Source organism: Thiocapsa rosea (assembly GCF_003634315.1).
Lineage (GTDB): Bacteria > Pseudomonadota > Gammaproteobacteria > Chromatiales > Chromatiaceae > Thiocapsa > Thiocapsa rosea.
In genome coordinates, this window is sequence record NZ_RBXL01000001.1 from 4,643,718 (window position 1) to 4,664,566 (window position 20,849).

16 protein-coding genes are annotated in these 20,849 nt (G+C 64.2%); 7 read left to right on the forward strand and 9 right to left on the reverse strand.

Annotated elements, in window-relative coordinates:
* Nucleotides 1-16: 16 nt before the first annotated feature.
* From BDD21_RS20610 to BDD21_RS20645, 8 genes are all read right to left on the reverse strand, one after another.
* Complete coding sequence (locus BDD21_RS20610; RefSeq protein ID WP_120798756.1) at nucleotides 17-721, reverse strand: RnfABCDGE type electron transport complex subunit G; 705 nt, start codon at nucleotides 719-721, stop codon at nucleotides 17-19.
* Nucleotides 722-724: 3 nt separating this feature from the next.
* The gene (locus BDD21_RS20615; protein WP_120798757.1) at nucleotides 725-1,774 is read right to left on the reverse strand and encodes an RnfABCDGE type electron transport complex subunit D; all 1,050 of its coding nucleotides are present in this window, start codon (nucleotides 1,772-1,774) and stop codon (nucleotides 725-727) included.
* Nucleotides 1,775-1,990: 216 nt separating this feature from the next.
* A complete protein-coding gene (gene rsxC, locus BDD21_RS20620) occupies nucleotides 1,991-3,337 on the reverse strand; it encodes an electron transport complex subunit RsxC (protein WP_120798758.1) in 1,347 nt (448 codons plus the stop codon).
* A gap of 134 nt (nucleotides 3,338-3,471) precedes the next feature.
* Nucleotides 3,472-8,421, reverse strand: a complete 4,950-nt coding sequence (locus BDD21_RS20625; RefSeq protein WP_120798759.1) for a 2-oxoacid:acceptor oxidoreductase family protein — start codon at nucleotides 8,419-8,421, stop codon at nucleotides 3,472-3,474.
* A gap of 158 nt (nucleotides 8,422-8,579) precedes the next feature.
* Nucleotides 8,580-9,446, reverse strand: coding sequence for an RnfABCDGE type electron transport complex subunit B (locus tag BDD21_RS20630; RefSeq protein WP_120800044.1), 867 nt, complete (start codon nucleotides 9,444-9,446; stop codon nucleotides 8,580-8,582).
* Nucleotides 9,447-9,845: 399 nt separating this feature from the next.
* Nucleotides 9,846-10,763 (reverse strand): COG3904 family protein, encoded by a 918-nt coding sequence (locus BDD21_RS20635; protein ID WP_245969719.1) that lies wholly within the window; start codon nucleotides 10,761-10,763, stop codon nucleotides 9,846-9,848.
* Between the two features lie 23 nt (nucleotides 10,764-10,786).
* Complete coding sequence (gene hisF / locus BDD21_RS20640) at nucleotides 10,787-12,376, reverse strand: imidazole glycerol phosphate synthase subunit HisF (protein WP_120798761.1); 1,590 nt, start codon at nucleotides 12,374-12,376, stop codon at nucleotides 10,787-10,789.
* Nucleotides 12,377-12,475: 99 nt separating this feature from the next.
* A complete protein-coding gene (locus tag BDD21_RS20645) occupies nucleotides 12,476-13,465 on the reverse strand; it encodes a MerR family transcriptional regulator (protein WP_120798762.1) in 990 nt (329 codons plus the stop codon).
* Between the two features lie 224 nt (nucleotides 13,466-13,689).
* Between BDD21_RS20645 and BDD21_RS20650 the strand changes: the two genes are divergently transcribed.
* The 6 genes from BDD21_RS20650 (at nucleotide 13,690) to BDD21_RS20675 (ending at nucleotide 19,249) form a co-directional block, all read left to right on the forward strand.
* The gene (locus BDD21_RS20650; protein ID WP_147431171.1) at nucleotides 13,690-14,094 is read left to right on the forward strand and encodes a hypothetical protein; all 405 of its coding nucleotides are present in this window, start codon (nucleotides 13,690-13,692) and stop codon (nucleotides 14,092-14,094) included.
* A gap of 301 nt (nucleotides 14,095-14,395) precedes the next feature.
* The gene (locus tag BDD21_RS20655; RefSeq protein WP_120798764.1) at nucleotides 14,396-15,499 is read left to right on the forward strand and encodes a polyamine ABC transporter substrate-binding protein; all 1,104 of its coding nucleotides are present in this window, start codon (nucleotides 14,396-14,398) and stop codon (nucleotides 15,497-15,499) included.
* A 22-nt stretch (nucleotides 15,500-15,521) separates the two neighbouring features.
* Nucleotides 15,522-16,658 carry an ABC transporter ATP-binding protein gene (locus BDD21_RS20660; RefSeq protein WP_120798765.1) on the forward strand — a complete coding sequence of 379 codons (1,137 nt, stop codon included), beginning with the start codon at nucleotides 15,522-15,524 and terminating at the stop codon, nucleotides 16,656-16,658.
* A gap of 27 nt (nucleotides 16,659-16,685) precedes the next feature.
* Nucleotides 16,686-17,606, forward strand: a complete 921-nt coding sequence (locus BDD21_RS20665; protein WP_120798766.1) for an ABC transporter permease subunit — start codon at nucleotides 16,686-16,688, stop codon at nucleotides 17,604-17,606.
* The gene (locus BDD21_RS20670; protein WP_120798767.1) at nucleotides 17,603-18,406 is read left to right on the forward strand and encodes an ABC transporter permease subunit; all 804 of its coding nucleotides are present in this window, start codon (nucleotides 17,603-17,605) and stop codon (nucleotides 18,404-18,406) included. Before BDD21_RS20665 ends, BDD21_RS20670 begins: the two co-directional genes overlap by 4 nt.
* 267 nt (nucleotides 18,407-18,673) lie before the next feature.
* Nucleotides 18,674-19,249: a bacteriohemerythrin gene (locus BDD21_RS20675; RefSeq protein WP_170164847.1), complete on the forward strand. Its 576-nt coding sequence runs from the start codon at nucleotides 18,674-18,676 to the stop codon at nucleotides 19,247-19,249.
* Between the two features lie 12 nt (nucleotides 19,250-19,261).
* Here the strand turns inward: BDD21_RS20675 and lptF are convergent, their stop codons facing one another.
* Nucleotides 19,262-20,392, reverse strand: coding sequence for an LPS export ABC transporter permease LptF (lptF, locus tag BDD21_RS20680; protein WP_120798769.1), 1,131 nt, complete (start codon nucleotides 20,390-20,392; stop codon nucleotides 19,262-19,264).
* 203 nt (nucleotides 20,393-20,595) lie between these two features.
* Between lptF and BDD21_RS20685 the strand changes: the two genes are divergently transcribed.
* Complete coding sequence (locus BDD21_RS20685) at nucleotides 20,596-20,832, forward strand: TraR/DksA C4-type zinc finger protein (RefSeq protein ID WP_120798770.1); 237 nt, start codon at nucleotides 20,596-20,598, stop codon at nucleotides 20,830-20,832.
* Nucleotides 20,833-20,849 lie beyond the last annotated feature (17 nt).

A 20,849-nucleotide genomic window follows, 5' to 3' on the forward strand; every position in this document is an offset into this window, starting at 1 on the left:
GAGGAGATGGTCCCGGTCATGGCGCTTCCGCCGTCAGCGTGGCGAGATCGCGCTGAATCATCGGGACGAAATTGCTGGCGGCATCCTGCAGCGCACGTGTCATCGCCTTCACGGAAATGGTCGCCCCCGAGATCCCGTCGATCTGCCAGGGCTCGGTCTTGGTGCCCTGGGCGACGTTGACGATCGGGTTGGCCAACGCGGTGCCTTCGGGATTGAGGCTGACGTCGAGCGCCACGAAATTCTCGAGAAAGACCGGATCGGTGTCGATCTTGTCGCCCAACCCGGGCGTCTCGGTCGATCGCAAGACCTTGCTGCCGATGATGCATCGACACGCGGGATCGTAGCCGAAGAGGAATTGGATCACGTCTTGATAGCCGCGTGCCGCGCCCGGGAAGGCCACGCCGCGCAGCTGTCCGTCGGCAGCGAATCCAGCGAAGACCGAGACGCCGACGGCACCCTCGCCCGCCCGCATCAAACCCCGATCGCTCAGCACGAAGTCGACCTTGGAGACGGCCCCCGGCAGGACCTCGAAGACCGCCTTTTCGGTCAGGATCCGCTCGTTCTCGGCGATGATGGGCTTGGTCGCCTGGTAGACCAGGACCACCAGGAGACCCGAAAGGGTCGCGATGCCGGCCAGCGTGCGCAGCATCGCCCAGCTCGGTGTGACCCGCGCGCCGGAGTCCCCTTGAGACCGGGGTTGAAGCTCGACCTTGGTGTTCATGGACTACTCCGCCTCCCGCGTCTTCTTGACCGCGCCGTAGACCCGCGGCTGCGTCCAGCTCGAAATCAAGGGTCCGGCTGCGTTGGCGAGCAGGATCGCGTACATCACGCCTTCCACGAGACCTCCGAACAGACGGATCACGACCGTCACGATGCCGATGAAGAGTCCGTAGATGATCAGGCCGCTGGTGGTCACCGGCGAGGCGACCATGTCGCTGGCCATGAACCAGGCCCCGAGCATGAGTCCGCCCGAGAAGAGCACGAACCAGGGGCTCGGATAGAGACTGCTGTCGATCAGCCAAAAGGGCAGCGCCGTGAGTGCCGCGCCGGCCATTACCGCGAACGGGATGCGCCAATCCAGCATCCGTTTGAAGGCGAGCCAGAGTCCGCAGATCAGGATCAGGAGTGCGGAGGTCTCTCCGGCGGAGCCCGCGATCATCCCGGTGAAGACATCGGTGATGGGCGGCTCGATCTGCTGGAACTTCTGCAGTGCAAGCGGTGTGGCACCGGTCCAGGCATCGAGCTGCAGACCCGCGATCCAATCCGTAACCGGGATCGGCTGCATGAAGGGCAGCGTGAAGGTCGAGGGGATGACCTCGGTGAAGCGGCCGGGTGCAAACGCGGGTGTCCAGGTCGTGATCGGGACCGGGAAGGCCGCCTGCACGAAGGCGCGCCCCACCAAGGCCGGATTCATGACGTTGTAACCGAGCCCGCCGAACAATGCCTTGCCCAGGGCCACGCCGACGAAGGCGGCGACCGCCGCCATCCAGAGCGGGAAGCCCGGAGGCAAGGTCAGCGCAAGCAGGATGCCGGTGATGACGACGGACCAGTCCGAGACGGTGTTGCCCCGCCCGCTCGCCCGCGCGAAAAACCACTCGGTCGCGATCGCCGCACCGGTCGTGGTGAGGATCAAGAGCAGCGCGCTCAGACCGAATTGAAAGACCGCGAAGGCACAGACCGGCAAGAGCGCAAAGACCACATTGCGCATGATGCGGTCGACGCTGAGCGCCCGCTTCAGGTGCGGAGAGGTTCGAATTTCGATCGGTTTAGGCATGTTTTGTGGTCCTGGGAAAAGCCTCCGGCCTCCAGCCTCCTGCCTCCTGCAATGCTTGCCCCGAGCGCGCGGCAAGGGATCCGGTGCCCTCGCACTGGGCAGGGCAAACGGCTTGATGCCGGTAGAGTCCCGACGCCGAACCTATGCGGTCCGTGTCCGTGGCCAGAGGCTGATGGCTGACGGCTGACGGCTGAAAGCTGGAGACCCTTCCGACGCTCATTTCTGCCGGTCTCGGTTAATGGATTTGGCGATCCGGAAATACTGCGTCAGCGGGATATTGGACGGGCACACATAGGCGCAGCAGCCGCATTCGAAACACTGGTCCAGATTGAATTCTTCGGCCATGCGCTCGTATTGGCGGGCAAGCGCCAGCTCGCCGAGCATGGACGGATTCAGCGAGACCGGGCACGCCTTGAGACATTCGGCGCACTTGATGCATGGGTAGACCTTGCGCCGGTCCAGATCCGGATCTTCACGCTCCAGGGCGACGACGCCCGAGACGGCCTTGGTGACGGGCACATCAAGCGAGGCCACCGCCATGCCCATCATGGGTCCGCCGAGGATGACCTCGCCGACGCGGTCGGCTGCGAGCCCGACCTGTCCGAGCAGAAAGCGCAAAGGTGTGCCGACCGGCACCATGAAATTGCCCGGGTTGGAGACCGCTGGACCGCTCACGGTGACGACGCGCTCGATCAGACCCCTGCCCTTGGGCAACAGATCGCCCATCTGGGCGAGTGTGCCCACGTTGTAGACCGCCACACCGACATCCGCCGGCAGGCCGCCGATCGGCACCTCTTTGCGCAGCAGGCTCTTGATGAGCATCTTCTCCGCACCCTGCGGATACTTGGTCTCGACGGCCTCCGCGGTGATGGGGAGCTCCTTGGGGATGACCGCCCGCAGATGAGCGACGGCATCGAGCTTGTTGTCCTCGACACCGATGATGGCCTGTTTGGCGCCGGTCGCCTTGAGCGCGAGCTTGATGCCGCGGATCAGGGCCTCGGTCTGCTCGAGCATGATCCGATGGTCGCAGGTCAGATAAGGCTCGCACTCGCAGCCGTTGACGATGACCGTCTCGATGACCTTGCCCGCAGGGGGCTGCATCTTCACATGGCTCGGGAAGGCACCGCCTCCGAGGCCAACCAGCCCGGCGTCCTGCACCGCCGCAACGATCTGTGCAGGCGTCATGGCGTCGAGGTCGCGATCCAGGTCGTAGAGCACCTGCTGGCTCGCCGCGTGGTAGACCTTGAGATAGATGGCCAAGGTCTTGGGTCCGTCCGCGCTCGGCGCCAGCGCGATCGCCCGGATGACCCCGGTCGCCGGGGCATGCATCGGAACCGACACGAATCCTTCGGCACGTGCGATCGGCTCGCCGCGGACGACCTCTTGGCCGACCTTGACCAAGGGGACCGCAGGCTCACCCTTATGCTGGGCGAACGGGATCACCAGCTCGGGTGCAAAGGGAAGCCGGCGAATCGGCTTGTCCGCCGTCAGTTCCTTGTGCTCGACCGGGTAGATGCCGTGGTCGAAGGTGCGATGGCGCTGGAAGAGACTGAAAAGGCCCATGCGTGACTGCTGTGTTGGATTTCGATCGGGATGCGCCGCGCACCGAACCGGAAGGGTCCGGCGCGCGGCGACGAGGCGCGCTCGACTCAATGGCGCCTCTCGGCGCGCATGACGGTGCGCATCAGGGGGCGCGCTTACTGATACTTCGCAGCCCGCTTGAGCAGCTTCTCCAGGCCGGCCTCTGCCGGGTTCCATGGCGTCCCCGGGTGGATGCAGCCGGCGGTGCACTTCTCGGCGGCCTTGACGATGTCCTGATAGGTGCCGCCCTTGGGATCGATCACCTCGGCCTTTTTCTCGCCGTTGTACTTAAAAATCTTGGGGTTGATCGTGATGCACTCGTCGCAGGCGGTGCATTCCGGAGTCTCGACCCAGACCGCCTCCCAGTCCGCCGCCGCACCGTTGCCGGAGCCATTGCCGGAGCTGGCGCCGGCGCCGTTGCTGCCGGCCGCCGCCACACCGTTGCCGCCGTGGCCGTTGCCGCCCGCGAGGGACGCGAGCGCTCCCGCATCGCCGCCGGCCATGGCGAGCAGACTGCTGGTGAGCTTCTGCGCCATCTCGGCCTTGGCCTGGTTGCGCACCGCCTCGACGTCGACCTTATTGAGGTGTCCGCAGATCCCGCGCAGCTGCGTCCAGAAGGCGCGGCGCTCTTCGCAGGAGCTGACCAGCTCTTGGGAGACCAGGACCCGCATCAGGCGGTTCTTGGCGTCCACGCCCCAGACATAGGGGAAATGTCCGATGCGCGCGTCCTCGTCCATGTCCAGGAACTCGGCCATGGGGATCATGGACTCGTTCCAGGTCTCGGGCGGGGCCTTGCGGAAGTGTTTGCGGAAGCGCCCCTCGGTCATCGCGAAGTCCGCAAAGGTGAAGGGGACCGTCATCTCGGCCGGCTCGCCCTTCTCGTCGGTGTACTTCAGCGTCCAGTTGATCCAGTCCTGGTCGATGTTCGGATTGCCCTCGATGGAGCAGCACTCCTCGAAGCTGGTCCCGGCATCCGGGTCGAAACGGAACAACGGGTAGGCGCGCGACTCGATCGCCATGCGGCTCTGATGCGTGGACATCTCGTCGCCGATGCCGTGCTCGGGCTGGCAGCTGGTGTAGATGTTGAACAGCGCCGGATGACGGGCATTGAGCCCGTCGATGAAGCCTTCGAGCAGGTGCGTGAGGTTGGCGGCCGCACCGTTGAGCACGAAGCTTGTGCGATGGGCCATGCCGATGAGACCCATCTCCTTGCGGATCTCGGACTTGCCTTTGCCGATCTTGCCGTAGGGGGCCATGTCGGCGACCTGACCGATGAAGCCGGAGGTACAGGACTGACCGCCCGTGTTGGAATAGACCTGGGTGTCGAGCACCATGATCTTCACGGGGTGACCGGACATGAGCGCACGCGAGAGGTTCTGGAAGCCGATGTCGTACATGGCGCCGTCGCCGCCGACCGCGACGACCGGCGGACACAGCAGCCATTCCTCGTCGGAGAAGTCCTTCCAGCCGAAGTAGGTCAGGGCCTCGCCGTGCTCGGCCGGGTTATAGCCGCGCTCGAGCTCCAGGCGCGCCATGCGGATCGCCTTGAAGCCCTCGCCCATCTTGCGCATGTGGCCTTCGAACAGACCGAGCGCGATCGAGGGCGAGTCCTGGAAGAGATGGTTCGACCAGGGGAACGGATAGGGGTTGAAGGGGAAGGTCGCACCCCAGACCGAGGAGCAGCCGGTGGCGTTGACGATGCCCATGGTCGTGCGTGGCTGAGCGGCCGTGTACTGCGACTTGAGTTGACGCAGCTTGCCCAGCAGATCCGTGGCCCAGGTCAGCCACTCGGGATCGACCGGCTCGGCACTGCGATCCTGATCCAGCTCGGCCGAGAGATCCGACAGACGCAGGTCCGCGTCCTTGTGCGCGTTGACCGCCTTGCTGATGGCTGCCGTGTTGGTCAGGTCGATCTTGGCGGCAAGCTTCAACCGGATGTGGGTCTCGAGCCGGTTGATCAGGTCGTCGAGTTCGGCGAGGTGGCGCTTCACACGTCCCTGCATGAGTGCCGAGACGGTCGCCGTGAACAGATGGATCACCGTCTTCTCGCCGCAGCCCATGCAGGAGCCGTCGCCCGAGACCATCGCCTGATAGTTCGACTTATCGAGCAGCAAGGTCTCGAGCGCGCCGATCTTGTCGTCCAGATCATCGATGCGGATGAAGTCCGGATCCGTGGTCGGCAGATCGAGCCAGAAGTCCCACTTGGCGCGCATCTCCTCGATCGTCTGCGTCGTCTGGGGCTCGGAGACGAGGGCGCCGTCGTTGCACACCTCGATACACTCGTCGCAACCCTTGCAGGTGTAGGGATTGATGGTGATGCTGAAGAGCCCGCCGCTGCCTTTCTGCTTCTTCTCGCGGTTGTTCCAATAGGGCTTGGTGACGGCGAATTGATAGTCGCCGAGGGCCTGCATCATGAGGCCGAATTCCAGCTCCATGATGGCCTTCTGCTCGGGCTCGCCCTGATAGGCGGCCAGGGTCTCGAGCACCGCGCGGTCCATCAGCTCACGCATGTCGGGGGCATCCCCGGCAGCTTCGATCAGCGTACGCAGACGCTTCTCGACGTTGCGGGTCTCGCGACGCAGATGCTGGGTGGGCATGCCGCGCTCCACACGAGCGATGGCTGCGGCGAAGATGTCGGAGACCTTGTTGACCAGCCCCGGGATGGCGCTGTCCGGACAGACCGCGAAGCAATTGCCGCAGGCGGTGCAGTTCTCGGGGACGTACTTGGGATAGGTAAAGCGGATCTGGGTCATGTCGCGATAGACGCCGCTCGAGGCCGGCATCAGCGACAGGGCCATGTGCGGATCGGCGAGATTGTCGCTGCCGCGACCGCTGGCGTAGAAGGCGCCGGTCTGCTCCCAGAAGCGATGCACGTCGGCGATGCCGCCATCGCCCTCGGGAAGCTGTTTAAGCATGACCGGGAGACCGACCTCTTGGCGGGGCAGGAGTTGACCGCTGATCATGGGTTTGTCGACGATCTCGACAATCTCGTCGAAGCCGCGGCGCACGATGCGCAGGTTGTCCTGCACGACACGCTCGCCCTTGGCGCCGAACTTCTGGCGGATCTGCTCTTCCATCGCGGCGAAGAGTCCCACTTCATCGAGGCCGGCCCGATCCATCAGGGGCGAGGCGGCGAAGAAGGCACCTTGGAAGGCGTTGCCCTGCATGCGGAACTGAAGCTCCGGATCGGACGCCTCTTCACGGGCAATCTTGAAGCCGTCGATGTAGTAGACGCGGATCTCGTGCTCGACGATGTATTTGCGCGCGGCCGGCGGGAAGCTGGCCCAAACCTGCTCGGGGTTATCGAGGCTCGCTTGGACGATGAAGCGCCCGCCCCGATCCAGCCCGGCGAGCGGATTGGAGTGCGTGAAGACGTTCGGGTCCGGACTCAGGACCACGTCGACATAGGTGTACTCGCAGTTGAGCCGGATCGGCTCGGGTGCTGCGGAGAGGAAGTAGGTGGTCGGCTGACCCTTCTTCTCCGAGCCGTACTTGGGATTGGCGCGGATGTCGAAACCGAGCAGGTCATAGAGGGTCATCGCCAGGTTCTTGCCTGTGGTGACCGCGCCCCAGCCACCGACCGAGTGCATGCGCACGGTAATGGCGCCCTTGGGCAGGAGGTTGGGATTTTCGCTGCCGCGCAGGGCGAGCTCGCCGATGTGCGGATAGGCATCCTTGAGGGCCTGGATGCGGATCTCGTCTTTGGGGTCGAAGGGTTTGCGGATGAAGTCGACCGACAGATAGAAGAATTTACGGTGCGCCGCGCCGGGGAGCATATTCTCGATCGCGGCAATCAGGCCCTCGGGCTGCAGATCGCGCGAGCCCAGCCCGTAGCAACCCGAATAGAGTCGCGGCATGTCGCCTTGGCGGTAGACGGCGTAGTCCGGGTAGGGCAAGCGATCGCCCTTTTCCACGTTGCCGTTCTCCAGACACTTGGTGAGGGACGCACGAATTTCGCGCATCATGGGCAGATCTTCGGCCAGCGGCTGGTCGGTGCGCTCGAGCACCGCCACGCCCTTCCTGCCCTTGAGGATCTGCCCGATGAGATCGCCCGGGAAAGGCCGATACATGGTCAGGTTTACCACGCCGACCTTGAGCTTGCGGGTCTCGCGCAGATAGTCCGCGACCGCCTCGGCCTGGGTCAGCATGCTGCCTTGGCCGAGGATGAGGTAGTCGGCATCCTCCAACCGATAGCCGCCGACGCGCTGATAGCGCCGCCCGGTCAGCGCATGGAACTCGTCCATCACCTGCTCGGCAATCGGCTCGATGTGATCGAAGAAATACGGGCGCTGGGCGGCGACGGCCTGCATGTAGGCGTCTTGGTTCTGAACCGAGCCGGAGGACACCGGGTTGTCGACGTCCCAGACCAAGGGAACGCGGCGGCGGGTCGGTCCGTAGACCAGCTTCTGGGCCGGGGTCGGACAGGCGATGATGTCGTCCGGGCGACCGCAGAACTCGGCGATCAACTCACGTTCGGGCACCAGCAGCGGCTCGATGAGATGGGTGGTCAAAAAGCCGTCCTGACCGACTGCGGCGGGCGTCAAGGTCAACTCGGCGATCTTACGGGCAATGAGGTTGAGATCCGCCGCCTCTTGGGCGCTTTTGCCGAAGACCTGAATGAACCCGGTGTCGTCGATGCAGTGGTAGTCATCGTGGGCGCAGTGCACGTTCAGGCTCGACTTGGTGATCGCACGCGCGCCGATGTTCAAGATGTAGGGCAGGCGCTTGCCGACCGCCGCATAGAGCGACTCGTGCATGAAGGCCACGCCCTGGGCGGAGGAGAAGTTCACCGCACGCAGTCCGGTCATGGACATGCCGGCGGTGACGGCCGCAGCGGCATGCTCGGATTCGGGCTCGACGAAGATCAGCGGGTTTCCGGACACGTTGAGGTGGCCTTTGGCGACCTCTTCCGACCAATATTCACCCATTTGGGTGGATGGCGTGATGGGGTAAGCGCCGGCCGCGTCGGAGGCTTCGCGCTCACACATGATGACGGCGGTGTTACCGTCCATCGCCATCCGTGTGCCGGGATACTTGACCTGCTTCTCGTCCTTATTTCCGAACATGGGCTTTCCGAACATGGGGCTTCTCTGTGGTTGACCCCCGGGACCCGGCCGCCGGCGATAAGCCGGGGCGCGAGGGCGCGTCAGGGGTGTGCTTCGATTCTTCGATCCGCCGTCCTCGGGGGTTCCGATTCAGGCGGATGTCGATCCCGGCCGAGGCTTCAAGCCAGCGGCAATGCCTCTTTGCGGACCACCTTTTTGGCGTCCTTTCCTTTGACGATCCGACCGTCCGGTTCAAGCCAAACAATCGCGCCGGTCGGACAGCGCTCGATGGCGACCTTCGAGGCGATCGCGTTCTTGGTGTAGTCCACGACGGCCAGGTTGTCCCGAATCTCGATCAATCCCTCGGGGGAGTCCTGCGCACAGCGTCCGCAGGCCGTGCAGACGACGTCGCATTCGTGCTCGCCCTCGTCCCCGGGGTCCAGGTTCTTGCAGGCGACCCAGAGGCGATGGCTGATGACATGCAGGCTGAAGAGATCCTTCGGGCAGACGGTGACGCAATCGCCGCAGGCGGTGCACTTGGCGGCATCCACGATCGGCAGGCCGTGGCGATTGAGTCGGATCGCATCGAAGTCGCAGACCTCGGCACAATCGCCCATCCCCAGACAGCCCCAGGAGCAACCCTTGCCGCCGCCGGAGACCAAGGCGGCGGCGCGGCAGGATTGGAGACCGCCGTAGGAGGCCCGCAGGAAGGCGACGTGGGCCCCGCCGGCACAGGCCAGACGTGCGACACGCTTCTCGTCTGCGCCGAGGGCCACGCCCAGGAAGTCGGCGATGAGCGTATTCATCGCGGACGAATTGACGGTGCAGCGGCCGGGCGCGATCTCGCCCTTGACCAGCATTTCGGCGAACGGCCGACAACCCGCGATGCCGCAGGCGCCGCAGTTGGCGCGCGGCAGCAGGTCCTCGACCTGATCGATGCGTGGGTCTTCGTAGACGTAAAGTCGCCGATTCGCCAGGATCAAGATCATGGCCAGCAGAAGACCGAGCGCGGCCATGAAACCGACAGCGGTGAAGATGGATGCCATAAACTGCTCTATCAGGCAAAGGTCGGACGGAGAGCCGCAAGCGGTCAGGGCGCAGATTCCGATCTGCGTGTCGATCGTTTGGTCGTGCCGCATGGCCTGAACGCGAGCACGAAATGGACTGCCGTCCTAAAGACTGTGCGAATTTTACGGAATTATGATCTATTAATTTTCATAATTCTGTAAATCGTTACTATTGGATATCAACAGAAGGCTTTGATCCAGATGTTTTTTTTGATCCAGCGCACGTATTTTACGAACTCTTTGGCCCTGCGCGTCACTCCGGCCATCGTGGCACGTGACGCGGAGCGCCAGGGGCATGCGTGACACCGCAGAGCGGGTGTCACGAGCGACCGATGTGTTGGGTGGCCGGTCTTACGTGCGAGGCCCCGCGCTCGGTCGTCACTCCACGCGCTCGATCACGTCCGTGACCAGGCCGGTCTGCAGTGCATCGGTAAGAGAGATCAAAAGGATCTTATTGTTGGGCACGGAGGCGGCGGCGATGGCGACATCCGGGTCGATGCCCATCTCGCGCAGATAGAGGAAGGCGTCGGCAACATAGAGCTGTCCGCCCTCGTGGCTGCTGAAGCGCCTCGGGACCTTGCTCTGATGGATGCCCAGCTTCGCCGCGGGCGTCACGTAGCGTTCGGCGCCGCCCGCCAGCACATCGATGCAGGCCGAGGTACAGGACTGATCGACCGCGGTGCGAAGACCCATGGTACGCAGATAGCGCCCGAGCCTGCGTGCCTCGAAGACCGAGCCCCCTGGGCTGTTGATCACCAGACCGACGGCTCGCGCGCGGCGCAGCTCGCCGATGGTCTTCTCGGCGAAACCATCGGCGATCTCGATGCCGTCGATGCGCAGCCATTGCGTCCGCAAGGTGCCGTCCGGCTCGAACCGCACCAAGGTCGAGGTCATGCCGGTGGCCTCGGACACTTGCCGACAGGATTCGGTCGCGAAGGCGAGGAGTGCCGGCCCGCGCGCGCCGTACTCGACGACCAGCTGATTGGATCGTTCGATGATCGCATCGACCCGGAAGCCGTACTTGTCGGCGGCGGCGATCACGGCCGAGTCGGTTACGGCGACGTCGAGATTCTGTCCGACACGCAGCAGATGGCAGGCGGCGACCCGGCTCAACCAATCGCCCCGGCTCATGCCTTGCGGCGGACTGGTCGAGCCGGAGATCGTATCTCGGTTTGCGCCGAAGCCTTGACCGGAGTCCTGCCCGGACCCCGGCTCGGCGATCCGGCCGGGAACGGCGCAGCCGACAAGGGCGGCGATCGAGACACATAAGAGAATACGCGCGAGCGTTCGGATCATCGGGCTGTCGTGCCCCCTTCCCATCAGACCCGGATCTCGATCCCCCGGGAGAGGAGATAGGCCTTGACGGCCTGAATCGGCACCTCGCGCCGGTGAAAGATTCCCGCAGCCAGCGCGGCCTCGACACCCGTCGTCGCAAACACCTCCGCGAAGTGCTCGACACAGCCGGCGCCGCTCGAGGCGATGACCGGGATGCCGACGGCCGACCTCACGGCATGAACCAGCTCGAGATCGAAGCCGGCGCCCGTGCCGTCGCGATCGATCGAGTTGAGCAGGATCTCGCCCGCACCCAATGCCTCGCAGGCACGCGCAAGCTCCACGGCATCGACGTCGCGCCCTTCGCGTCCGCCCTTGACAGTACATTGGAACCAACAAAAGCGCTCGCCGTTGGGTCCCGGCGTGGCGGTCTGCACCGTGTGATGGTGCGTCTCCTGCGCAGATCGGACATAGACGCGGCGCGGATCGATGGAGATCACGACCGCCTGGTTTCCGTAGACACCGGCAATCTGCTCGATCGCCGTACTTCCGTCCTTCGTCCCGCGCTTCAGATAGCCTTCGACGGCCTCGACCGCATCCGACCCGATCGAGATCTTGTCGGCACCTGCGCGAAAATAGGCGTCGGCCACATCCAGTGCTGAATAGTCGTGCCCGCGGGCATCGCGAAAGGCGCGGATGCCACCGCCGATGGTGAGCGGCACGAAGACGCGCTCGGAGGTCCGCTCGAGAACCTCGAGCATCGGCTGGTCCGCCAGCGGGAAATCACGGAAGGCGGTGATGTTGAGGAAGGTGATCTCGTCGGCGCCTTCCTCGTAGTAGCGCTGCGCCAGCTCGACCGGCTTGCCGAGATTGCGGACCTCGCCGGCCTCGCGCACGTCGTATTGATCGCCTTTGGTGACGACCAGATCGCCGGCGTCGTTGGTACGCACGTCCAAGCAGGCAATGACGCGCTTGGCCAGATGCGTCGGGCTGCGATCGGTCGAGGGGGTCGTTGTGGCGAGCGGCTGCTCGTCTCCGGCGAGAAAGCGTCGCAGCAGCCGCAAGCCGGCGTTTGCGCTCTTCTCGGGATGAAACTGAACCGCGGAGATCCGTCCTCGCTCCACGGCGCTCAGAAACGGCCGGCCGTAGTCCGTCTCGGCGAGCTGCCACTCCACGTTCTCAGCGGTGGGTTCGGCAAAATAGGAATGCACGAAGTAGAGCTTCTCTCCGGCGTAGTCGGCGAACAAGGGGGAGTCGCGCTTCGCGCGCACATCGTTCCACCCCATGTGCGGGACGGCGAGCGTGCCCGCGTCGAAGCGCCGTATCCGACCCGGGATGACCCCGAGTCCGGGCACGTCGGGGGACTCGTCGCTGCCTTCGAAGAGTGCTTGCAAACCGATACAGATCCCGAGGTACGGCCGCCCTGCGGCGAGATACTCGCGCAAGGGTTCCAGATAGCCCAGTGCCTGCAGACGCTGCATCGCTGCCCCGAAGGACCCGACGCCGGGGAAGATGAGCCGCTCCGCCTTGAGGATGTCCGCCGGGTGCTCGATCTCGGTCAATGAGAATCCCAGGGAATGGATGGCATTGCGGAGGCTACGCACATTACCGGCGCCGTAGTCGAGCAGGGAGATCATGGGTCGAAATCCGAGGCCTTCGTGTTGATGTCGGGTACGCGGGTCGGTCGCTGGACCCGCAGACGAAAGCGCTATCTTAGCGCTATCGGGCAGTCGGGTTCAGATTTCTCCGTCCGAGGCGTCGAGCAGGATCCCCTCGGCCACCACCACGCGCGCCAGCGCGACCTCCATCATGGCACGCGCCTGCGCAGTCGCGGCGTGGAGGTAGGCGTGCAGTGCCGCATCCTCGGCGTTGCGATCCTCGCATTCGGCGCTGTAGTTTTCGAAGGCGTTCAGCGAGAGCACCAGCTCGACCAGATGATGCGGACACTCGCAGCGCACGCTCGGGGAGGCGGTGGCGATCCGAAGCAGATCGGCGTCGGCAAAGCGCCGCTGCGGGATCGGCAAAGACAGGTCGAGGGCGGGCTCCTCGAGGTCCGGCGCGGGCGCCCTCGCGAATTGCCCCATGCACCATTGGCGCAGCTCCTGCAGATCGACCGGCGCGCGTTTCGGAATCAGCCTGCGGGCATCGAGCCGCTCGATCGTGGCTCGGGTGGCAAAGGTGTAGACGACGATCGCGCGGGCCGCGCCGCATTGGGTCACCAACTCGCCGATCTCGCGCACCTGGTCGCCTTGGATCGTGGGGAATTCGAGCACCGCCACGTCCGGCGTGGGTTGCACAGACCCCGCAGCGAGAAACGCCCGGTGCGAGTCGTAGAGCCCGACAAGATCGATATTTCCATTCATCACGGGCTCGCGCCTGAAGCGCTCGGCGAGCGAAGACCCGATCACCAGCACGCGGCACGGGCGTTCCGGCGCGCCTGCAGGCTCGGGCAGATCCGTTCCGCGGACCCGCTCGCGCAATTGATCGAGGCTCAGGTTCGCGACACTACTGATCGCATCGCCGCGATCCACCAAGCGCTTGATCAGGGTCAAGCGACTCACGTCGTCCGGTCCGTAGAGACGGGTGCCCGAGTCCGAGCGAAGCGGCGCGACGACGCCGTAGCGACGCTCCCAGACGCGCAGCGTGTCGGCGGGAACCCCGGTCAACCGCGATACGGCTCCGATGCGATAGGTGTGACCCGGTAAGGCGGCATCCTGGTCGGTCAATGCGGTCTCCTCATGGTGAGCGGGAAGCGGCTGTTCATGTTTTGTTTATTATGGAACCTTGACAACCATCCGATGCCTAGCTAATGTTGACCATCAAAGTTGGTCAATAGCCGTTCATCTGACACGTTGTTGGTACGAGTGGGGCCGGTACAGGTGGCCAGACGGCGCGTCGCGAGCCTAACCATAGCAGCGATGATGGGAGCGTGCGCGGCGACGTCCAAGTCTTGTCCATGCTCGATGTCAACACAACGGAAGCCGAACCACCTGCGCAGACGGCCAGAGCACAGCGGCTTGACCAGTTCGACCCGTCTTCCATGCGACAGCCAGGAGAGAACGCCATGCATCTACAGCACACCCGAGCCCTCCGCGACACCTTTGACGTGGACATCCCGCTCCATCCGGATACCCGCTCGTGCGAGGACGTCGCGACGCTGGTCGAAGGTTTCTTGAGAAGCATCGACAGCTACCGTCGCGACGCGCAAGGTTTGGCCCAAGGCGATGTGCTCCAAGCGCTGTCGATCGTGACCGCGGTGCAGATGGCGAAGGGCGAGGCGGCGGAGCGTTTTGGCTCCGGTCTCCAGATCCGATTACGGGGTCTGTCGATCGAGGGCGATTCTGCCCGGGCCTAAACCGCGTCCAGAGCGAGATGCTCACCTTCGTGTGAGTTCGACGTTCGGTGCATCCACGGCCCTTAGCGGCGACGCGGTTTAGTCCCCCCGTTCCACCCCGGTCCGTACGACAGGCCACGACGACACCCGGCAACGCGTCTCGTCACGCCCTTTCGACAGGTCTGGCGGGGATCGGCTGTTGCCGAAACCCGCCCGACCCTACCGAAAATCGACACCCCTTGGCGTGAATCTAAAGTAGCATTGCAGCCCTGTCGACGCCGGCTCTCGGCGCACCCTCCAGATCATCGTCTTCGGGGACTGCATGCAACGGACCTCCACCGCCCTCGCGTTTTTATTGACCGTCGGCCTGCCGACATACGCAGCCGTGTCTTCTGCAAACGAGACCCTGCATCTCTACAATTGGAGCGATTACGTCGCCGAGGACACGCTCTCCGGATTCGCGGCAGAGACCGGGATCAAGCCGCGCTTGGATGTCTACGACTCCAACGAGGTGCTCGAGGCGAAGCTCTTCGCCGGGCGCAGCGGCTACGACTTGGTCTTTCCGACCGCCCGACCCTTTGGCGCACGCCACATCAAGGCCGAGCTGTATCTGCCGCTGGACAAGTCCAAGCTCCCGGGCCTGGACCAGCTCGACCCGGCGATCATGAGCCAACTGGCGAGTATCGATCCCGACAACGCCCACCTGGTGCCCTACATGTGGGGAACCTCCGGTTTGGGAATCAATCGCGACAAGGTGCAGTCCGCCTTGGGCGAGACCGCCGACATCGACACCTGGGCACTGATCTTCGATCCGGAGACCGCAGCCAAGCTCGGCGCCTGCGGGATCAGTCTCCTGGACGACCCCACGGAGGTCTACTCCGCCGCCCTCGCCTATCTGGGCAAGGATCCCAACAGCCTCGACAAGGACGACCTCGACGCCGCCTCGGCGCTCATCAAGGCGATCCATCCGTATGTGCGCTACTTTCACTCCTCGCAATACATGAGCGACCTGGCCAACGGCGATCTCTGTGTCGCGATGGGCTACTCCGGCGACGTCTTTCAGGCACAGTCGCGTGCCGAAGAGGCCGACAGGGGTGTGGTTATCGACTATGTCCTCCCGCGCGAAGGCGCGGCGGTCTGGACCGATGTCATGGCGATCCCGAAGGATGCGCCCAACCCGGCAGCCGCGCACGCCTTCATCGCCTACATGTTGCAGCCCGCCGCCATCGCCGCGGTCTCCAACGCGGTTTACTACGCCAACCCCAACCTCGCGGCCACGCCCTTCTTGGACGAAGCCGTGCGGGAGGATCCGGCGATCTATCCGCCGGACGAGGTCAAGGCGCGTCTCTTCGTGCCCTCGGAGCGCAGCGACCGGGAGATCCGCGATCTCAACCGTCTCTGGACACGCCTCAAGGCGAATCGCTGAGCGGAATCGGGACCACTCGCCGATGGCGACACTCGCCGAGCGCCGTTCGCTCGAGCCTTGGCAGGATCCCAAGGCCGTCCCCTATCTGCGTATCGACCGGGTCACCAAGAAGTTTGGCGACGTCTACGCCGTCGACGACGTGAGTCTCGACATTTTCCAGGGAGAATTCTTCTCGCTCCTCGGGAGCTCGGGCTGCGGCAAGTCCACGCTGCTGCGCATGCTCGCCGGGCTCGAGTATCCGAGCAGCGGACGCATCTACATCGACGGCGTGGATGTCACGGATGTGCCGGCCTACTCGCGGCCGGTGAACATGATGTTCCAGTCCTACGCACTCTTCCCGCACATGAGCGTGGAGCAGAATGTCGAGTTCGGGCTCAAGCAGGATCGGCTCTCGCGGCGCGAGCGCCACGAGCGTGTCGGCGAGATGCTGGAGCTGCTGAAGATCACCGAGCTGCGCAAACGTCGACCCGATCAGCTCTCGGGCGGACAGCGCCAGCGCGTCGCTCTCGCCCGCAGTCTGGCCAAACACCCGAAGCTCCTGCTGCTCGACGAGCCGCTCGGTGCACTCGACAAGCGGCTGCGCGAGAACACCCAGTTCGAGCTGGTCAACCTGCAGGAGCGTCTCGGCATCACCTTCGTGACCGTCACGCACGATCAGGAAGAGGCCATGACCATGTCCACGCGCATCGCCGTCATGGACGCCGGTCAGATCATGCAGGTCGACACCCCGACCGCCATCTATGAGTTCCCGACCTGTCGTCTGGTGGCCGAGTTCATCGGCTCGATCAACCTGTTCGAAGGCAAGGTAGTCGCCACCGAGGGCGATGATGTGCTGGTCGAGACCCGCGTCGGCCGACCCATGCGGATGCGCGCCTTCCATCCGATGGTGCTCGGCACCCCGGTCACGGTCGCGGTGCGACCGGAGAAGATGCGGCTCTGTGCGGACTTCCGGGACGACGGGGTCAATCAGCTCAAGGGGCGGGTCGAGGACATCGCCTATCTCGGCGACGTGTCCATCTATCGCATCCGTGTCGGCGACGGGGCCTTGGTCGAGATGACGCTCACCAACGTCCAACCGCGCACCGAGCAGGCCCTGACCTGGGAGCAGGAGGTCGCCATCGAGTGGTCGCCGACCAGCGGCGTGGTCCTGACCGAATAGTCCGCAGACCCGGACCCACCGAGCACCATGCCCGCACCGCCCCCGAATCGCGCCAAACACGCGCAGCGCACGAGCCGACTGGTCAACATCGGCATCCCCTACCTGTGGTTGGGGCTGTTTTTCTTGCTGCCCTTCGCGATCGTGCTGCAGATCAGCCTGGCGGAGCCTGCGCTCGCGCAGCCGCCCTACACGGCACTCTGGCAGTGGGTCGACGAGGGCCTGCTGCGCATCGAGATCAATCTGCGCAACTTCATGATGGTTGCGGAGGACGATCTCTATCTGAGCGCGCTGCTCAACTCGCTCCAAGTCGCCTTCATCTGCACCCTGCTCTGCCTGCTCCTGGGTTATCCGATGGCCTACGCCATCGCGACGTCACCCGAGCGTTGGCGAATCATCCTGCTGATGCTGATTGTGCTGCCCTTCTGGACCTCCTTCCTGATCCGGGTCTATGCCTGGATCGGGATCCTCAAGTCCAACGGTCTGCTCAACGATCTTCTGATCTGGCTTGGTCTGATCGACACCCCGTTGGCGATCCTGCACACCCAGACGGCCATCTATATCGGCGTCGTCTACTCCTATCTGCCCTTCATGATCCTGCCGCTCTACGCGAACCTCACGCGGCTCGACATGAGCCTGCTCGAGGCCGCCGCGGATCTGGGCTGCCGACCCCTGCGGGCCTTCCTGCGGGTCACGTTGCCGCTGTCGATGGCCGGGATCGTCGCGGGGAGCATGCTGGTCTTCATCCCGGTCGTGGGCGAGTTCGTGATCCCGGATCTGCTCGGCGGACCCGAAACCCTCATGATCGGCAAGCTGCTCTGGACCGAGTTCTTCTCCAACAAGGATTGGCCGCTCGCCTCGGCGCTGGCGATCCTGCTGCTGGCGCTGCTGGTCGTGCCCTTCGTGATGATGCAGCGTCTGCAGCAGCGCATGGAGGGCAGCCGTCCATGAAGCCTCGACGCTGGCCGCTGCTCACCGTGCTCGCCTTCGGCTATGCCTTCTTGTATGTCCCGATCCTGCTGCTGATCATCTATTCGTTCAACGAGTCGCGCTTGGTGACCGTGTGGACCGGATTCTCGACCAAGTGGTATGTCGAGCTCTTTCGCAACCAGCAGCTGCTCGATGCCGCCTGGCTGAGCGTACGTATTGCCGCCGTGAACGCGACCCTGGCGGTCGTGCTCGGGACCCTGGCCGCCAACGCCTTGGTGCGCCATCGCAACTTTCGGGGACGCACCGGATTGGAGCTGCTGCTCACCGCCCCGCTGGTGATGCCGGATGTGATCATCGGGCTTTCGCTGCTGCTGCTCTTCGTGGCGATGCAACAGACGATCGGCTGGCCCGACGGCCGCGGCTTCACGACCATCACCATCGCCCATGTCACCTTCAGCATGGCCTATGTGGCCGTGGTCGTGCGCGCGCGTCTCTCCCAGATGGACCGCTCGCTCGAGGAGGCGGCCATGGACCTGGGCGCACGCCCGCTGCGCGTGTATCTCACGATCACGCTCCCGCTGATCGCGCCCGCCCTGCTCTCGGGATGGCTGCTCGCCTTTACGCTCTCGCTCGATGACCTGGTCATCGCCAGCTTCGTCGCTGGTCCCGGCTCGACGACGCTGCCCATGGTGATCTATTCGAGCGTGCGCATGGGGGTCTCCCCGCAGATCAATGCGCTGGCGACCATCATCGTCGCCATCGTCACGCTGGCGGTCGTGATCGCAGGTATCTCGATGCGCGCAGGCCGCGAGGCGCGTTGAGTTGATGTCCGCAGGGGGCTGTAGTAGAAATCCGGTGCCGGCAGAACCGTCGGATCACGGCGTCTCGAACCATTCGAGCGACCCCGTGCGCCGGCGCCCAAGCCGATCGGCGAATTGATTCAGGATAAGGATCGATCGTAGCGACCGGCTTTATGGTTTCGAACTGTTTCATAACGACGGCCACACGGATCCGTCTGAACGGGCGCCTTCCGCACGATGCCCTTCAGCGACTCCCTGAATCCATCGGCCGCAGTCGAGGAGGTCATGATGAATCGGCAAACACGTTACAGCACCGGATCGCTGCCCGTCGGTCAGGCTCGGTCGGATCGACTCGAGTCGCCGGTCGAGCCGCGAGTGAGCAAGCCGTCGAGGCTGCTCGAGCGTCCGGCGCAGACCCCGCTGATATGGCGGGACGAATGGTGCATGGGCATTCCCGCATTAGATGCCGACCACCGCCGGCTCGTCACGCTGGTGAATGCGTTGCTCGCCAGTCAATCCGGCGCGGAGCATGGTCTTGGGATCACCGGCGATGACCGGGAGCCGGACATCGCCGACAGCGGGTCCCTCGCGCGTTTCGAGGACCTCTTGGATCATCTGCGGCATCATTTCGAGCGTGAGGAAGCGCTCATGCTGTCGATCGATTACGACGACTTTCAGACCCATAAATGCGAGCACAGCCTACAGCTTGCGGAACTCACGGAACTCCGGCGGCAGATGTTGCGCGAGCGCGGCGACGCCTTCACCCAAGAGTCGCTGCAATGGGTGAAGCGTTGGTGCTTCGACCATTTCATCGCCGAGGACCGGCGTCTCGCCCGGGCATATGCGGATGCGACGCGTCCATGACCGGTTCGCGGTTTAACCCTGCTGCTCGCCGAGCCGCCCGTTCGCCCCGCCCGAAACGCGTGCGATCAGGCGCTTGAGCCAAAGACTCTCGGGGATCAAGACCAGATAGACGACGCCGAGAATGACGACCTGATACCAGAAGCTCGTCAACCAGATCGGGGTGACGCCTGTCGCGAGCCAATTCTCTGCCAAGCGCTGCAGGTTGAAGAAGCTGAAATAGGCCAGAAAGGCGAGGGAGAGGCGGCCCGAGCTGCGCTGCCGCGGAGAGAGCGCCACCAGGGGAATCGCGACGATGGTGAGGACGAGGATCGCCAGCGGCGCCGCCAACCGATGCTCGAGTTCGGCACGGTCGGGAAGCTCGGGCGACGCCAAGAGCGCGAGCGACGGCGTGGTCGAGCGCTTGGAGATCACGCCTTGCGCGGCGCCGGACGCCTGGATGCGGATCCGATACTCCTCGAACTCTCCGATCATGAAGGCGGGTGAACCCGGATTGCCGTCGAAGCGGTGCCCGGTCGAGAGTGTGACGATATGGTCGCCCGTGTCTTCCTCGATCCGATGTTGCCCGTTCTCACTCACCACCAGACGAGCGACATCCTCGCGACGGTCGAGGATAAAGACATCACCGAGCGACTGTCGGCGGTCGATGTCGCCGATATAGAGCACAAGCTCCCCGCCTTGCTCGAGATAGAACCGACCGGGCTGAAGGCCCGCGATCTGCGCGGCTTGCTCCTTCTGCTGCATCCGGATCTGATGGATCCCGGTGGCCGCCCAAGGCTGAAGGCTCAAGGAGATCCAAGCGGTGACCAAGGCGACCGGCACGGCAAGGAGGAGCAACGCACCCAATACCCGTCGCGGACCGACGCCGCAAGCGCTCAGCGCGATCAGCTCGCTGTCGCGCGAGAATCGGCTCAGGGTCACCAGCAGCGCCAGGAAGAAGGCCGGCGGCAGCAGGTTCGGCATATCGCGCACGACCTGGAAGGCCAGAAACTTGATCACCAAGTGAACGCTCAACGCCCCGACATTCACCTCCTCGAGCGTGCGCAGAAAAAGCATGCTCGCGACGACCAGGACCAGGATCGCCACGATGGCGGCGAAGACCTTGGTCGCTTCCGAGAGCAAATAGCGATCGACGATTCCGAGCATGAGCTTCTCTACCGAGGCGATGCGTCATTCTGCCATGCGGATGGGGGTTCAACCTAAAACGCGCCCAGCGCGGTATGCGATGGCTCCGGATGGGCTCGGCTGCCGAAACATCGACCGTCATCGCCTCGCCATCACGGGATCATCAAGGGGTCATCGGGCAGGAAGATACTCGGGCTTTGTTCCGAACGAGAGGGCAAGCCCCGATGGAAAAATTTGCAGATGTGCTCGATCACGCACAAGCCCACACGGAACGTGAAACGGAGCTTCGGATCGCGGCGATCCAACGGTACTCGCGCGTTGGGCACGGCCGCGCGCTGTGCATCGATTGCGGCGATCAGATCCCGCTGAATCGCCGCAAACATGTGCCGAACGCAAAACGCTGCGCGGCGTGCCAAGCCGCGGAGGAGTCCAAGCGGGCACCGATCCCGCGGCGAGCCTGACCGTCCGACCGACCGCG

Excerpts from the sequence above, each read along its gene's own strand:
- BDD21_RS20610 (WP_120798756.1), bottom strand. The coding sequence starts at position 721 with ATGAACACCAAGGTCGAGCTTCAACCCCGGTCTCAAGGGGACTCCGGC.
- BDD21_RS20615 (WP_120798757.1), bottom strand. The coding sequence starts at position 1,774 with ATGCCTAAACCGATCGAAATTCGAACCTCTCCGCACCTGAAGCGGGCG.
- rsxC (WP_120798758.1), bottom strand. The coding sequence starts at position 3,337 with ATGGGCCTTTTCAGTCTCTTCCAGCGCCATCGCACCTTCGACCACGGC.
- BDD21_RS20625 (WP_120798759.1), bottom strand. The coding sequence starts at position 8,421 with ATGTTCGGAAATAAGGACGAGAAGCAGGTCAAGTATCCCGGCACACGG.
- BDD21_RS20630 (WP_120800044.1), bottom strand. The coding sequence starts at position 9,446 with ATGGCATCCATCTTCACCGCTGTCGGTTTCATGGCCGCGCTCGGTCTT.
- BDD21_RS20635 (WP_245969719.1), bottom strand. The coding sequence starts at position 10,763 with ATGATCCGAACGCTCGCGCGTATTCTCTTATGTGTCTCGATCGCCGCC.
- hisF (WP_120798761.1), bottom strand. The coding sequence starts at position 12,376 with ATGATCTCCCTGCTCGACTACGGCGCCGGTAATGTGCGTAGCCTCCGC.
- BDD21_RS20655 (WP_120798764.1), top strand. The coding sequence starts at position 14,396 with ATGCAACGGACCTCCACCGCCCTCGCGTTTTTATTGACCGTCGGCCTG.
- BDD21_RS20660 (WP_120798765.1), top strand. The coding sequence starts at position 15,522 with ATGGCGACACTCGCCGAGCGCCGTTCGCTCGAGCCTTGGCAGGATCCC.
- BDD21_RS20665 (WP_120798766.1), top strand. The coding sequence starts at position 16,686 with ATGCCCGCACCGCCCCCGAATCGCGCCAAACACGCGCAGCGCACGAGC.
- BDD21_RS20670 (WP_120798767.1), top strand. The coding sequence starts at position 17,603 with ATGAAGCCTCGACGCTGGCCGCTGCTCACCGTGCTCGCCTTCGGCTAT.
- BDD21_RS20675 (WP_170164847.1), top strand. The coding sequence starts at position 18,674 with ATGAATCGGCAAACACGTTACAGCACCGGATCGCTGCCCGTCGGTCAG.
- lptF (WP_120798769.1), bottom strand. The coding sequence starts at position 20,392 with ATGCTCGGAATCGTCGATCGCTATTTGCTCTCGGAAGCGACCAAGGTC.
- BDD21_RS20685 (WP_120798770.1), top strand. The coding sequence starts at position 20,596 with ATGGAAAAATTTGCAGATGTGCTCGATCACGCACAAGCCCACACGGAA.